The sequence below is a fragment of the Propionicimonas sp. genome, assembly GCF_047606205.1.
Classification (GTDB): domain Bacteria; phylum Actinomycetota; class Actinomycetes; order Propionibacteriales; family Propionibacteriaceae; genus Propionicimonas.
The window spans coordinates 1-14588 of record NZ_JASGES010000029.1; the positions used below are offsets into that span (position 1 = coordinate 1).

Annotated in this window: 11 protein-coding genes; 6 read left to right on the forward strand and 5 right to left on the reverse strand. The window is 68.6% G+C overall.

Features of this window, described 5'->3' with window-relative positions:
- Positions 1-227: 227 nt before the first annotated feature.
- A complete protein-coding gene (gene deoC / locus QM633_RS01760) occupies positions 228-899 on the forward strand; it encodes a deoxyribose-phosphate aldolase (RefSeq protein WP_415152001.1) in 672 nt (223 codons plus the stop codon).
- Between the two features lie 158 nt (positions 900-1057).
- Here the strand turns inward: deoC and QM633_RS01765 are convergent, their stop codons facing one another.
- On the reverse strand, positions 1058-1948 hold the full coding sequence (locus QM633_RS01765; protein ID WP_415152002.1) for a hypothetical protein: 891 nt from the start codon (positions 1946-1948) through the stop codon (positions 1058-1060).
- A gap of 429 nt (positions 1949-2377) precedes the next feature.
- Between QM633_RS01765 and QM633_RS01770 the strand changes: the two genes are divergently transcribed.
- Both QM633_RS01770 and QM633_RS01775 read left to right on the forward strand, forming a co-directional pair.
- Positions 2378-3004: a hypothetical protein gene (locus tag QM633_RS01770; protein ID WP_415152011.1), complete on the forward strand. Its 627-nt coding sequence runs from the start codon at positions 2378-2380 to the stop codon at positions 3002-3004.
- 60 nt (positions 3005-3064) lie between these two features.
- Positions 3065-4474, forward strand: coding sequence for a polysaccharide biosynthesis tyrosine autokinase (locus QM633_RS01775; RefSeq protein ID WP_415152003.1), 1410 nt, complete (start codon positions 3065-3067; stop codon positions 4472-4474).
- A gap of 76 nt (positions 4475-4550) precedes the next feature.
- Here the strand turns inward: QM633_RS01775 and ppdK are convergent, their stop codons facing one another.
- Complete coding sequence (ppdK, locus tag QM633_RS01780) at positions 4551-7178, reverse strand: pyruvate, phosphate dikinase (RefSeq protein WP_415152004.1); 2628 nt, start codon at positions 7176-7178, stop codon at positions 4551-4553.
- 220 nt (positions 7179-7398) lie between these two features.
- Between ppdK and QM633_RS01785 the strand changes: the two genes are divergently transcribed.
- Positions 7399-8253 carry an SMP-30/gluconolactonase/LRE family protein gene (locus QM633_RS01785; RefSeq protein ID WP_415152005.1) on the forward strand — a complete coding sequence of 285 codons (855 nt, stop codon included), beginning with the start codon at positions 7399-7401 and terminating at the stop codon, positions 8251-8253.
- A 36-nt stretch (positions 8254-8289) separates the two neighbouring features.
- On the opposite strand, the gene QM633_RS01790 is transcribed toward QM633_RS01785, so the two are convergent.
- Positions 8290-9114: a hypothetical protein gene (locus QM633_RS01790; protein ID WP_415152006.1), complete on the reverse strand. Its 825-nt coding sequence runs from the start codon at positions 9112-9114 to the stop codon at positions 8290-8292.
- Positions 9115-9135: 21 nt separating this feature from the next.
- Positions 9136-10389 carry a hypothetical protein gene (locus QM633_RS01795; protein ID WP_415152007.1) on the reverse strand — a complete coding sequence of 418 codons (1254 nt, stop codon included), beginning with the start codon at positions 10387-10389 and terminating at the stop codon, positions 9136-9138.
- A gap of 78 nt (positions 10390-10467) precedes the next feature.
- Between QM633_RS01795 and QM633_RS01800 the strand changes: the two genes are divergently transcribed.
- Both QM633_RS01800 and QM633_RS01805 read left to right on the forward strand, forming a co-directional pair.
- Positions 10468-12018: an oligosaccharide flippase family protein gene (locus QM633_RS01800; RefSeq protein WP_415152008.1), complete on the forward strand. Its 1551-nt coding sequence runs from the start codon at positions 10468-10470 to the stop codon at positions 12016-12018.
- A gap of 10 nt (positions 12019-12028) precedes the next feature.
- On the forward strand, positions 12029-12922 hold the full coding sequence (locus QM633_RS01805; protein ID WP_415152009.1) for a sulfotransferase family protein: 894 nt from the start codon (positions 12029-12031) through the stop codon (positions 12920-12922).
- A gap of 3 nt (positions 12923-12925) precedes the next feature.
- Here the strand turns inward: QM633_RS01805 and QM633_RS01810 are convergent.
- The coding region (locus QM633_RS01810; protein WP_415152010.1) for a PKD domain-containing protein at positions 12926-14588 on the reverse strand (1663 nt) is incomplete at its 5' end.

Sequence of the window (14588 nt, forward strand, 5' to 3'; positions counted from 1 at the left end):
CCGTCGAGCAGATCGCCGACCGGGTCGGGTTCAACTCGGCCGTCGTGCTGCGTGACCACTTCCGACGCGCGACCGGCCTGGCGCCGACGACCTATCGCCGGCGCTTCGGCCAGTAGCCGCGTCCCGTCGAAAGCCACCGTGTGGGCGCTGGCCCTCGACGGAACGATGGCGCTCGACGGGAACGATGGCGCTCGGCGCACCGGCTTCGCGGGCGGTAGGTTTTCGGGATGACCATCACTGCGGCGGAATTGGCCCGCCATGTCGACCACACCCTGCTCTCCCCCACCGCCACGGACGCCGATGTCGCTGCGTTGGCCGAGGAGGCTGCTCGGCTCGGCACCTACTCGATCTGCGTCTCGCCGTCCATGCTGCCGGTGGCGGCGGACCTGGGCGCGGTGAAGGTCGCGACCGTGTGCGGGTTCCCGTCCGGCAAGCACACGCCCGCCACGAAGGCCGCCGAAGCGGCGGAGTCGGTGGCGCGCGGTGCGGACGAGGTGGACATGGTGATCGACCTCGGCCTGCTCAAGGCCGGCCGGACGGAGGCGACCACGGCGGAGATCGCTGCGGTCCGCGCCGCCGTGCCCACCCCGAAGGTGCTGAAAGTGATCATCGAGTCCGCCGCACTCACCGATTCGGAGATCGTGGCGGCCTGTCGGGCGGCGGAGGCCGCGGGCGCAGACTTCGTGAAGACCTCCACCGGGTTCCACCCGGCCGGCGGCGCCTCCGTCCACGCCGTCGAACTGATGGCACGGACGGTCGGCGGCCGGCTCGGCGTGAAGGCGTCCGGTGGTATCCGCGACTGGGCGAGTGCCGTGGCGATGCTGGAGGCGGGCGCGACCCGGCTCGGCCTGTCCGGCACTGCCGCCGTCCTCGCCGGAGGCACCTCCGCAGGCTACTGAGCCCTCACCGAGGTGGTCCTGGTCACCCACCCGGGCGGAGGTCAGGCCTGACCTGAGCGGAATCGCCCGCCGAACACCGCGATCCGATCGTCGACCCGAACCGCGGGGAGAGTGCGGTTCCTCTCACGAACCACTGGCCACCGCGTCGTGCGGCTGGTTCAGCCCAGGCCCTGCTCCTTCAACCAGCCGGACGCGACGTCGGCGACGGCGCCGCCGCCGGCCACCTGCGCCTGGAGGTCGATCAGCATGTCGGTCGTGATGACCTGGGCCACCTGGTTCATCGCCAGCACCTGGTCGGGCTCGGCCTCGGTGAGCGCGGTGTTCACCAGCACCAGCCCGGGATCGGCGACCGCCAGCTTCTGGGTGTCCACCAACTCGACCAGACCGGACGCACCGGTGTAGTCGGTCCGCCGGAACGCGGCGATCGCCGCGTCGCCGTTGACCAGCCGGGAGGCCCGCTCGACGGGGTTCTCCACCTTCATCACGGTGAACCGGGCGCCGTAGACGGTCCGCAGCCCCGGCACCCCGTCGGCGCGGGAACTGGCGATCGGCGGGATCGCCGCGACCTTTCCGCTGGACCAGGAACCGATCCGGCTCAGGCTGGTGATGCCGGCCTCGGCGGTCGCCTGGGTGACCAGCCAGACCAGCGCCCCGTCCAGCCCGGCTGCCTGCAGGACGCTGACGTCCGGCTCCAGCAGTCCCGCGACTGCAGCGGGAAGCTCCTTGGCCGCGGGGGGCTCGTCGTCCTGGCTGAGGCTGGCCCACAGCGTGCCCCCGAACGCGGGTACCGCGGCCAAGTCCCCGTGACCGAGCGCGGTCTGCCAGCCGTCCCCGGCTGCGCTCGTGGACGCGGGACGCCCGGTCGCAGCGACGGCTCCGGCGAGCAGTTGGGCGAGCACGACCTCCGCGGAGGTTCCGTCCTGGCCCACGACCAGTGGAGCGAGCGACGGCGATGGCGACGGCGAACCGCCCGCCTCAGCCGGCGGCACCCGGGCGCAACCGGCTGCCAGGACGGCGGTCACGCCGAGCAGGAATCCTCGTCTGTCCACGCCTGCCAGTCTCGCCGAGCCCACCGGACAGGTCGAACAGGCCACGCCGGTCCGGCCCGAACCGTCACCCGGAAGGGGACGTCAGATGCTGGCCCTGCGCGGGCTGATCGGGTATTGTCTTCTCTGGCCGTACTTCTCGGGGGGGAACAGGCGGCCGGTCCGGGTCAGCGATCCGGAACCTGCAAGGGGGAACAACTCGGCACACCCGCCATCCAGAGCGGACGAAGCCGTTGGTCCTGACGAGAGGCCCGGCGATCGTGATCGCCGGGCCTCTCGGACTTCAGCTGTCGATGACTGACGAGTGACGTGACGTCCCACCTGCAGAGCGGTCGCACCCCGTGCCCCCCGAACGGGTGACAGCCGGTCCAGTTTTCGTAGCACGCGTCGAACCTGCTCGCCCTGGCTGGCAGAATCGACTGCGTGCTCAGCATGACAGCAGAAGCGGCTGCGACAGCGCCCACCAAGCGCAAGCGGCAGCCCTCCCCCGCGACTCCGGACTTCTCCATCCTGCTGGTCTGCAGGGCGAATCTCTGTCGCTCGCCGATGGCCGAGTTCCTGGCCCGCCGGGAACTGGCGGCCAGGGACCTTCCGGTGCGGGTGTCCTCGGCGGGCACCCATGCCGTGGTCGACACGCCCCTGCATCGGTTCGCGCGCGAGTCGCTCATGTCGATGCAGATCGATCCTGCCGGCTTCCTGAGCCGGCCGATCACCGAGGGAATCGTCGCGAACAGCAGCGTCATCCTGACCATGACCGACGCCCAGCGCTCATGGATCGTGAGCACGTTCCCGGAGGCCGTGAGGAAGACCTACCTGCTCACCCAGTTCTCGCGGCTGGTCGCGGCGACCCCGGATCCAGGGGCCGTCCCGGCCTCGGACTGGGGCCCGTCCCTGCTCTCCCGGGCGGTGGAAGGCCGGTCGCTGGCCCAGCCATTGGTCAACGGCCGCGACATCGGCGATCCGATCGGACGGAGCCTGCGCCACTTCCAGAACTGTGCGAAGACGCTCGAAGAGCGCATCATGCCGCTGTTCGCCGGTACCACGATCGAGCACGGGTAGGCTGTGCAGGCCGCCGACGAGTCGTCGACGGCCGAGAGTTGCTCACCGGAGGGGACGGGTTTGGAGCTTCATTCCTATCTTGCGGGCCTGCGCAAGCATTCGATCGCCATCATCGTGATGGTGGTGCTCGGAGCGGGCCTGTCTCTCCTCCTGTTCTGGCGCACGCCCGCCACCTACGCCGCCCAGGTCCAGTTCTACGTGAGCACCCCCCTGCCAGAAGGGTCCAATGCGCAGGCCGCAGGGCAGTTCGCCCAGGCACGGGTCAACTCCTATGTCGTGCTGCTGTCCAGCGAGGAGCTCGCCTCGCGGGTGATTCGCGCAACCGGTGTGGACCTCGACGCGACGGAGGTCGCCGACAGGATCACTGCTCGAGCCAACTCGGACACGGTCCTCGTCACCGCGACCGTCAGCGACCAGATTCCCGAACGCTCGCTGCAGATCGCGACCGGCATCGGGACGGAGTTCCCGACGATGGTTGACGAACTCGACAACGCCGGGCGCGACTCCTCCGTGGTCGTCATCCACATCGTCTCCGGCCCGACCCTGCTGGCCGACCAGGTCTCGCCCAGCCTCCGCCTCTATCTCCTCACCGGGCTCGCGGCCGGCCTCGTTCTCGGCGTCGGCTACGCCATGCTCAGGCAGGTGCTCGACACCTCGATCCACACACCGGCCCAAGCCAGTGACGCGACCGGCGTTCCGGTACTGGCCAGCCTGCCGCTGGACCCTGAGGTGCAGAAGGCGCCGCTGATCATCGGGGCTCAGTCGATGAGCCACCGGGCGGAAGCGCACCGCAAACTCCGCACCAACCTGCAGTTCGTGGACGCCGCCCAGAACGCCTCCAGCATCCTGATCACCTCCTCCGTCCCGAACGAGGGCAAGTCGCTCACAGCCGTGAACCTCGCTCTCTCGTTGGTCGAGACCGGAGAGAAGGTCGTGCTGGTCGATGCCGACATGCGCAAGCCGCGGCTGTCCCGATATCTCGACCTCGCCAGCGAGGTCGGGCTGTCCAACCTCCTGGCAGGACAGGCAGAACTCGACCAGGTGATCCAGCCCTGGGGAGAGCAGGGCCTCGCCTGCATCGCCAGCGGTTCGGTACCGCCGAACCCCGCCGAGTTGCTCGGATCGAAGCGGATGAGCGACCTCATCCAGGAGTTGAAGGGCCGGTTCGATCGGATCGTCATCGACGCACCGCCGATCCTCCCGGTCGCGGATGCCATCGTGGTCTCGCGCGAGGTCGACGGTGTTGTCGTGGTGGTACGCGCGCACAAGACTCCACGGAACGAGGTCAGCCACGCCGCGGCCTCGCTCACCACGGTGGGGGCGACGGTGGTCGGCGCGGTGCTCAACATGCGCAAGGTTTCTCGATTCGATCGCGAGTACGGCAGCAACTACCGGTACAGCGTGAAGTCGAACGGTTTTCTCGGCAGGATTCGCCGGCGCTCGGCCGAGGAGATCGGGGTGATCGAGTAGCGACCCTCGTCGCCGTGCCGAAGAGACACAGGTGGGGACCCCGGGCCGCGCCCGGGGTCCCCTCCTCTGTTGAGAACTACTTGTTGTTCAGCGCGGACTGCGCGGCGGCCAGGCGTGCGATCGGCACCCGGAACGGCGAGCAGGACACGTAGTTCAGGCCGACCTTCTGGCAGAACTCGATCGACGACGGATCGCCACCGTGCTCCCCGCAGATGCCCAGCTTGATGTCGGGACGGGTCTGGGTGCCGAGTTCGACGGCGGTCTTCACGAGCTTGCCGACGCCCTCGGTGTCCAGGCGGGCGAACGGGTCGTTCTCGTAGATCTTCTTGTCGTAGTAGGCGTCCAGGAACTTCCCGGCGTCGTCACGGCTGAAACCGAAGGTCATCTGGGTGAGGTCGTTGGTGCCGAACGAGAAGAACTCGGCCTCCTTCGCGATCTCGTCGGCGGTGATGGCCGCCCGCGGGATCTCGATCATCGTGCCGACCTTGTACTCCAGCGCGATGCCGGAGTCGGCGATGATCGCGTCGGCGGTGGAGGTGACGATGTTCTTGACGAACGCCAGTTCCTTCACCTCGCCCACCAGCGGGATCATGATCTCCGGCACGATGGTCCACTCGGGGTGGGCCTTCTGGACGTTGATCGCGGCCTCGATGATCGCCCGGGTCTGCATGGCGCCGATCTCGGGGTAGGTGACGTCGAGGCGGCAGCCGCGGTGGCCCATCATCGGGTTGAACTCGTGCAGGGACGCGATCACGTTCTTGAGCTCGTCCACCGAGATGTTCATGTCGGCGGCCAGGGCGACGATGTCGTCGGAGTCGGTCGGCAGGAACTCGTGCAGCGGCGGGTCGAGCAGCCGGACGGTGACCGGGTAGCCCTCCATGGCCTCGTAGATGCCCTCGAAGTCGCCGCGCTGCATCGGCAGCAGCTTGGCCAGGGCGACCTCGCGCTGCTCGACGGTCTTGGAGACGATCATCTCGCGGATGGCCGCGATCCGGTCGGGCTCGAAGAACATGTGCTCGGTGCGGCACAGGCCGATGCCCTCGGCGCCGAACTCGCGGGCCTGCCGGGCGTCCGCGGGGGTGTCGGCGTTGGTGCGGACCTTCATCGTGCGGTACTGGTCGGCCCACTCCATGATCCGGCCGAAGTAGCCGCCGATCTCGGCCGGGACGGTCGCGATCTGCTGGCCGTACACGTTGCCGGTCGAGCCGTCCAGGGAGATCCAGTCACTCTCGCTGAACGTCTGGCCGGCGAGGGTGAAGGACTTCCCGTCCGCGGCGAAGGCGATGTCGCCGAGGCCGGACACGCAGCAGGTGCCCATGCCGCGGGCGACCACGGCGGCGTGGGAGGTCATGCCGCCACGGGCGGTCAGGATGCCCTGGGAGTGGTGCATGCCCTCGATGTCCTCGGGGGTGGTCTCCAGGCGGACGAGGATGACCGGCTCGCCGTTCCTGCCGCGGGCTGCGGCGTCCTCCGCGGTGAAGGAGACCTTGCCGCAGGCCGCACCCGGAGAGGCGGGGAGGCCCTTGCCGATCGGGGTGGCGGCCTTGAGCTCCGCCGTGTCGAACTGCGGGTGCAGCAGCGCGTCGATCTGCTTGGGGTCGATCATCGCCACGGCCTTCTCCGGGGTGATCTTGCCCTCGTCCACCAGGTCGCAGGCGATCTTGAAGGCGGCGGCTGCGGTGCGCTTGCCGTTGCGGGTCTGCAGCATGAAGAGCTTGCCATCCTCGATGGTGAACTCCATGTCCTGCATGTCGGCGTAGTGGTTCTCCAGCCGGCTGACGATGTCGGCGAACTGGGCGTAGACGGCCGGGTTCTCGTCCTTGAGCTGGTCGATGGTCTCCGGGGTGCGGATGCCGGCGACGACGTCCTCGCCCTGGGCGTTCATCAGGAACTCGCCGAACAGGCCCGACTCACCGGTGGCCGGGTTGCGCGAGAACGCCACGCCGGTGCCGGAGGTGTCGCCGGTGTTGCCGAACACCATCGACTGGACGTTGACCGCGGTGCCCCACGAGCCGGGAATGTCGTTCATGCGGCGGTAGTAGACGGCGCGCGGGTTGTCCCAGGAACGGAACACCGCCTTGATCGCGCCGAACAGCTGCTCGACCGGGTCGGAGGGGAAGTCGGAGCCGACCTTCTCGGCGTACTGCGCCTTGAACTTCTCGGCGAGTTCCTTCAGGTCGTCGGCGGTGAGCTCGGTGTCGAGCTTGACACCCCGGGACTCCTTCATCTCGTCGATGAGCTTCTCGAAGTAGCTCTTGCCGACCTCCATGACGACGTCGGAGTACATCTGGATGAACCGGCGGTAGGAGTCGTAGGCGAACCGCGGGTTGTTGGTCTTCTCGGCGAACCGGGCGGCGACCTCGTCGTTCATGCCCAGGTTCAGGATGGTGTCCATCATGCCGGGCATGGACGCGCGGGCACCCGAACGGACGGAGACCAGCAGCGGGTTGTCGAGGTCGCCGAACTTCTTGCCGGTCATCTCCTCGAGCTTGCCGACGTAGGTCAGGATCTCGGCCTTGATGGCGTCGTTGATCTGCTCGCCGTCGGCGTAGTACTGGGTACACGCCTCGGTGGTGATGGTGAAGCCCTGCGGCACGGGCATGCCGAGGCCGGTCATCTCGGCCAGGTTGGCGCCCTTGCCACCCAGCAGGTTCTTCATCGAGGCGTCGCCCTCGCTGAACTCGTACACATACTTGTCAGTCATCGTGACTTTGAGTCTCCTTCAATGGGCTCCGGTATCGGCCGGATGTGGGTGCCTGCACTGGCTTGTCTGCACTGACTCCCACGGCGGCGGCGGAGCAGACCGTCGCTCGGCGCGTACGGGGACCAACCTATCGTTTCCACGCAAGTCCTTCACCCCACGGCGAGGCTGACCGAGGGTTGGAACGTTGACACCTTCCCAGCGCGGCCCGGACGATGGCGGCATGCGTGCGGAGAGGGTCACCGGCAGGGTCTGTTTCCATGGCGAGGGTCCGGTGTGGTGGGAGCGCACCCACCAGCTCCGTTTCGTGGACATGTTCGCCGGAGACGTGCTCACCCTGGACGGCGACCGGGTCACGCGGACGCCGGTCGGCTCGGCCGTCGCCGCGGTGATCCGTCCGCGTCTGGGCGGGGGCGCGATCGTGGCGCGCGAGCACGACCTGGCGATCAGCAACCTTGACGATCTCTCCGACCTGGCCGGCTTCGTGACGGTCGAGGCCGACCCCGGCTTCCGCTGCAACGACGGCGGCTGCGACCCCGATGGCGGCTTCTGGATCGGCACGCTGGCCTACGGCTTCACCGACGGGGCGGGAACCCTGTACCGGCTGGACGCGGGCTCGCTGCGTCCGCGCCCGGTCGTGCCGGGGCTGACCATCAGCAACGGACTCGGCTGGAGTCCGGACACCCAGGTGATGTACCTCAACGACTCCGGTACGCACACCACGTGGGCGTTCGACGATGACCCGCTGGCTGGTCCCTCGAACCGCCGCGTGTTCTCCCGGGTCGGGCCGGGGGTCCCCGACGGGCTGTGCGTGGACGCGGAGGGCGGGGTGTGGGTGGCCCGCTACGACGGCGGCTGCGTCCAGCGGCTCGACCCGTCCGGAGTGGTCGACGCCGTCGTCGAGGTGCCCGGGGCGTCGAAGGTGACAGCCTGCGCCTTCGGCGACGACGACCTCGGCACGCTCTACATCACGACCTCGCGGGAGAACCTGCCCGAGGACGCCGAGCCCGACGCAGGCTCGCTCTTCGTCGTGCAACCCGGGGTCGCCGGGCTGCCGGCGCAGGGTTTCGCAGGCTGAGCGACGGGGCGCCCAGACCTCCCAGCGGTGCGGGCGTCAGGCGTCGAGCCGGACGTACACGTTGTCGATGACCCCCGTGAACTGGTCGTTCTCGACACCCACCTTGACGTTGTCCCAGGTCTTGGCGCCAATGCTGAGCTGGGTGGTCGGGGACTCCGGCTGAACGTCTCCGATCGGGCCCTCGACGGTTCTGGCCCACTCCTTGGGACTGGCGCCGTCGAGTTCACGAACGGTGACGGTCACCGCCGATCCCTTCCGCACGCACTGGCCGGAGTACCAGACCCCCGGGGCCAGGATCGGTCCGAGCCTGGCGACCACCTGGCCCGCATCACCTCTGACCACGCAGCCCGGTCGGCCCTCGTCGATCTCGAACTTGTACTGGCCCCGGTCGCTGTAGATCCCCCGTTCCACCACATTGTTCCCGTCCGCCCAGTTGCCGTCGGAGTTGAAGTCCGCACCGAAGGTGAAGTCGCGGGTCCCCATGGTCAGGTCGTCACCGGAGCGGGGCACCACGACCACAGCCACCGAGTCGTCGGCGTCGTCCCGGGAGAAGCTCACCGCGGCACCATTGCCGGCGCGACCCTGAACGGTGACGACGCGGCCGTCGCCCCGGCCGACGACGTGGGCTTCCAGCCGGGCGCTCGCCGAACCGGAGACCTCGACCGCCGCACCATCGCCGAGGACGCGGCCCACCTGGTCTGCGAAGTCGAGTTGCACGACGGGTTCGGAGCCGGAATCGCTCGGTTGCGCCTCCAGCACCGTGGGCGTCAGAAGCCCGGGCAGCCACACGGCCGCGGCGGTGGCGCCAACCATCACCGCGACGCCGATCACCACCCAGCGAGCTCTCGAACCCTGTGCCACACAGCGAGTGTGACACAGCACTCAGCGAGGGAGCAGCGCTGCCCTGTCGATCCGGGCCGCGCCCCACCGCAGCAGGTCCTCGAGAATCGCCGGGGAGTGCTTCACCCGCTTCCAACTCTGCAGCGACTCGGCCAGGCGGACCTCGTTCGCCACCAACGTCGCCGCATACCAGGCCGCGAGCGCCTCGACCCCGGCACGTGAGTGGCCGAGGGTTCGCAACATCCCCGCGCAACGGTCCAGCGCCCGATCGGTGCGCGCCACCACGGAGGCAGGGTTCTCGGCGTCCTTCGTGTGCGCGTACCAGTGCAGGGTGTCCAGGCCGGCCGGGGCGTCGGCCTCCGCGGTCTCCCAGTCGAACAGCCACAGCCGAGCGGCACGGTCACGGCCGGTGTTCCACCACGTGAAGTCGCCGTGCCAGAAGTTGGCGATCGGCATGCTCACCTGGAGCTGTGTGACGCTGCGCGCGAGATCGGTGGCCCGCCGGGCCAGCGGGGCCGGCGTGACCGGGGTGGCGGCGGCGAGCCGATCCAGCACCAGCCGGACCTGTCCTGCGCTCTCCAGCGGTGCGCGCCGGACCACCTTCCCCGGTCCGAGCGCTTCGGCGTTGCTCAACGAGGCGTAGGAGGCCGGGACATGCCTGATTCCCCGCGGCAGCGGCTCGGTCATCACATACGGCAGGCCACCCGCCACGGTGCCGCGGGAGACCACTCCAGGGGCCGAGATCTCCACCCGCGACTGTGCACCGAAGCCGGCCAGCGCGTCCGCCTCGTTCTCGATCGACTCCCGGGTCAGGTCATTCCAGGCGAGCTTGACGAACCCGATCGCGTCGCCGTCACGGTCCCGGAGTTCGAGGGTGGGCTTGGCGTTCGCCGCCGTCCGAACCCCGAGAGTGGCGAGAACCGTGGATCCGGCCCCGACGAGCCGGCCCAGTTCGGCGGTCGTCGTCGGTGGCGCGCCGGCCGGAGCGACGATCCGCAGGGTGTCCTTCGACAGCGGCGCGCCGGTCGCCCCCACGCCGGCCAGGGCGTGCCGCACCAGCCTGGTCGAGAGTGGGCGCAGCCGGGCGTAGTCGAGCAGTGTCCGGGTCGCCGCCGTACGGTCGACCGGAACGAGCAGTTGCGCCGAGGCGGCGTTCGGAATCGCCCAGTACTGCTCCCGGATCTCCCAGCCCTCCGGGACGGGGCCGTTGACGGTGGCCCGCGCGACGCCCTCGGCGACGCTGCGCCCCCACACCTGCTCCACCACGTAGTCCAGGCGCGCAGAACCCGTGCTCACGTGCGGAACCCCCGGTGTTGTCGGCCGTCGTTCGGGCCCATGCTAGCGGGACGACGGCCCTCGCTATAATCCACGACGATGAGCGCAGAGCAGGCCGCCGAGAGCGAGACCGGCGAATACGACCCGAATCGGTCAAGCCGGGTGCTGAGGAACACGGCCCGGAGTTCCGCACTGAGCTTCGCCGGATCGATGGTCAGCGCTATCGGCGGCTTCGGGTTGTCCTTGATCCTCGGCCGCATGATCGGCCCGGAAGGCAATGGCGTCGTCTTCCAGATGATCTCTGTGTTCATGATCGTCGGCGGGGTCGCCAAGCTCGGCCTCGACACCACCTGCACCTGGTTGCTCCCCCGGCTCGCGGTCGACGGCAGGGCGGACGTCCGGAGGGCCACCTGGCTGCTGCTGGGCGGTTCGCTGATGGGTGGGTTGGCGGCCGGCGTCGTGGTCTTCGCGATCGCTCCGTTCCTGAGCAGTGGACGCTCCGACCTCCTGCTGCTGATGCAGGCCTCGGCGGTGTTCACCCCGATCGCGTCGGTGGGCACGGTCGCGCTGGCCGCGACGCGCGGGCTCGGCGGCATCCGCCCCTACGTCCTGATCGGATCGATCGGCCTGCCGACCGGGCGGTTGGCGGCGATCGCGGCAGCGATGGCCGTCTCCGCCAGTGCCCTGCTCGCGGGCTTCATCTGGCTCGCCCTCCTCCTGGTCGCCACCGCCGTCTCCGTGGTGGCTGTGGCCCGACGACTTCGTCCCTACGACCGACCCGGCGCGGCCACCCGGTCGCGACGCGAGATCACTCGGCAGATCAGTTCCTACAGCGGTCCACGCCTGGCGTCCTCGATCATGGAACAGGTCACGCTGTGGCAGGACGTGCTGATCGTCGGCCTGATCGCCGGCCCGGTCGCAGCCGGAATCTACGGCGTCGTCTCCCGACTCGGCCAGGCCGGCTTCATTCCTTCGACCTCGATGCGCATCGTCGTGGCCCCGGAGTTCTCCCGCATGCTGCATCAACGGCGGCTCACCGAGCTGTCCGAGCTGTACCAGCGCACCTCGCAGTGGATTGCGCTGATGTCGGTGCCCATCTACGCCATCTTCGTGCTCTTCGCACGGCCGGTTCTGGGCCTTTTCGGATCCGGGTTCGACGCTGGCGAGCTGGCCCTGATCATCGCCAGCGTCGGCGCCCTGGTCTGGACGAGCGTGGGCAACATCCAGTCGCTGCTGCTGATGAGCGGTCTGACCGGCTGGGCGGCCGTGATCAAGTTCTGCGTCCTCGTGGTCAGCCTCGGCCTCCTGCTGCTCCTGGTTCCGATCTGGGGCATTGAGGGAGCGGCCTGCGCCTGGAGCGCCTCGATGATCGTCGACGCGTTGCTGGCAACAATCATCGTTCACCGGGGCGTCGGCATCCGCCTCCATTTCGGGAGCACCCTGCTCGCTCTCGTCGTCGCCGTCGGGACGACGGCTGTTCCCGCACTGGTGGCGCGCCTGGTGTTCGGCGACACCATGCGGGGTCTCGTCATCGGCGGGATCGCTGCCGTGGTCGTCTACGCCGCCGTACTGTTCTTCCTGCGGGAGCGCTTCGCACTGGACAACGCGATCGCGCTGTTCCAGCGTCGACGGACCCCCACACCCAGATGAGGACGGAAGAATGCTGAGCACACTGAACTCGATCTCACCACAGTGGATCAAGAACCTCGCCAACAGCACGACCCGCGGCTGGGCCTGGTTGAGCGCAGGGGACCGGCCCTTGCCCGACTACCTGATCATCGGGTGCAAGCGCGGCGGCACGACCTCCCTGTTCAACTACCTCGTCGACCACCCGGGGGTGCTGCGGATGTATCCCCTGTCGCGCGGGCTGAAGAGCACCGACTTCTTCTTCAAGCGCGCCGGGCACACCGTGCGCTGGTACCGTTCGCATTTTCCCAGTGAGACGTACCGTCGACGGCTGGCGGGCCAACTCGGCTACCGGCCGGTCTCCGGGGAGGCATCGCCCTACTACGTCTGGGATCCGCGAGTCGCCGCCCGGGTGAAGTCGGTGGCCCCGCAGGCGAAGTGCATCCTTCTGCTCCGTGACCCGGTCAAGCGCGCGTGGTCGCACTACCAGGAGCGGCGGGAGAACAACACCGAGCCGCTGAGCTTCGCCCAGGCGATCGATGCCGAGGACGCCCGCCTGGACGGCGAACTGGACAGGATGCTGGCTGATCCCGAGTACTACAGCGAAGCCTGGGACTTCTTCAGCTACCGCCAGCGGGGCGTGTACGCGCCCCAGATCCGCACCTGGCTGGAGCACTTCCCTCGCGAGCAGTTGCTGGTGATCTACGCCGAAGACCTGTACCGGAAGACCGAGGAGACCTTCGGGGAGGTCTGCGACTTCCTCGGTATTCCGCGCGCCCGGATGGCCACCACCCAGGGCTACAACTCGATGCCGGGCTCCAAGGACAAGCCACCGCAGGACGTCGTGGACGCCCTGCGGGACTTCTACCGTCCCCAGGTGGCCGAGCTCGAAGAGCTCGTCGGTCGCCCGGCCCCCTGGACTCTGTGACGGCTACTGAGCGACGGCCGCGACAGCCTTCAGCTTGAAGGACAGGTCGGGGGTGCCGCGGTAGTTGACGTGGGTCTCGGCCGAGATCACGTTGTTGCCGTTGACCAGCAGACTGGTCGGCACGTCCACCTGGATCGGGTTGGCGTTGGCAGCCGTCGTGCGGAGCGCTGTGACCGCGAAGCTGTCGTTGTTGATCGTGCCGGTCGGCATGTTCTCCCGCTTCACCTCGGTGCCGTTGACGAAGATCACGACACCGTCATCCGCGACCGTGGTCAGCTTCAGCGAAGTGACCTTCGACGCATCCGCCACGGTGAAGCTGTTGCGGAAGTAGGCCGCCTTCGGGCGATCGCTGGTCGCCGATGCGACCGGGAAGGTCGTGGTGACCAGCGTCGACCCGTAGCCGAGCGGGGCCTTTCCTGTCGACCAGGACGAGTCGTTGAACGTCCTCGACGTCCACGACGACCCCGGTGCCGCGAGCGCGTAGTAGTACGACCACGTCGCAGACTCTGCAATCACCTCGCTGGTCACCGTCACCGGGGTGGCGACCGTCACGCTCTTCGTGGCCGAATCGGTCGCTCCCTTGTCGTCGGTCACCGTGAGCTTCACCGTGTAGGTGCCGTCGGCCGCGTAGGTGTGCGACGCGGTGGCCCCCGACTTGGTGCTGCCGTCGCCGAAGTCCCAGGCATAGCTCGCGATCGAGCCGTCGGGGTCCGAGGACCCCGAGCCGTCGACGTTCACGGTCAGGCCGGACACCGGGGCGCTGAACGACGCCGTCGGAGACTGGTTGGCCGAGGTGCTGGAGATCGTGATGTCCGCCTTCAGCTTGAACGAGATGTCGGGCGTGCCCCGGTAGTTGACGTGGGTCTCCGCCGAGATCACGTTCTTGCCGGTCACCAGCAGGTTCGTCGGTACGTCGATGACCACCGGGCTCGCGTTCGCAGCCGTGGTGCGTAGCGCAGACGTGGCGTAGCTCGCGTTGGTGATCGTGCCGGTATCCATCCGGGTGCGGTTCACCTCGGTGCCGTTCACGTAGATCACCGCACCGTCGTCAGCCACCGTCGTGAGCTTCAACGCCGAGACCTTGGACGGATCCACCACGCTGAAGTTCGCCCGGAAGTACGCCGCGCGAGGACGGTCCGCCGTGACCGACGTCGGGTTCAGGTCGGTCGTGACCAGGGTGGACCCGTACCCGATCGGTGCGGCGCCGGTGGACCAGCCCGAGTCGTCGAACGTCCGGTTCTTCCAGCTCGAATCCGGTGCGGCGGAGCCGTAGTAGTACTGCCAGTTCGCCGACTCCGCAATGATCACGCCGGACTGCTGAGCACCGACCGTGACCGACTTGGTCGCGGTGGCCGTGCCGCCGCGGTTGTCCGTCACTGTCAGCGTGACCGTGTAGTCACCCGCGGTGGTGTAGGTGTGCGTCGTCGTCGCAGTGGTCTTCTCCACCACGGCCGACCCGTCACCGAAGTCCCACTTGTACGAGGCAACGGAACCGTCCGGATCACTGGACGCACCAGCGTCAACGCTCACCGCCAACTGATCGACCGTGGTGGTGAACGACGCCGTCGGCAACTGGTTGTCCGGCTCGACCGCGGTCACCGACTGGGTCGTGGTCGCGGTGCCGCCGCGGTTGTCCGTCACCGTCAGCGTGACCGTGTAGGCACCC

Excerpts from the sequence above, each read along its gene's own strand:
- deoC (WP_415152001.1), top strand. The coding sequence starts at position 228 with ATGACCATCACTGCGGCGGAATTGGCCCGCCATGTCGACCACACCCTG.
- QM633_RS01770 (WP_415152011.1), top strand. The coding sequence starts at position 2,378 with ATGACAGCAGAAGCGGCTGCGACAGCGCCCACCAAGCGCAAGCGGCAG.
- ppdK (WP_415152004.1), bottom strand. The coding sequence starts at position 7,178 with ATGACTGACAAGTATGTGTACGAGTTCAGCGAGGGCGACGCCTCGATG.
- QM633_RS01785 (WP_415152005.1), top strand. The coding sequence starts at position 7,399 with ATGCGTGCGGAGAGGGTCACCGGCAGGGTCTGTTTCCATGGCGAGGGT.
- QM633_RS01800 (WP_415152008.1), top strand. The coding sequence starts at position 10,468 with ATGAGCGCAGAGCAGGCCGCCGAGAGCGAGACCGGCGAATACGACCCG.
- QM633_RS01805 (WP_415152009.1), top strand. The coding sequence starts at position 12,029 with ATGCTGAGCACACTGAACTCGATCTCACCACAGTGGATCAAGAACCTC.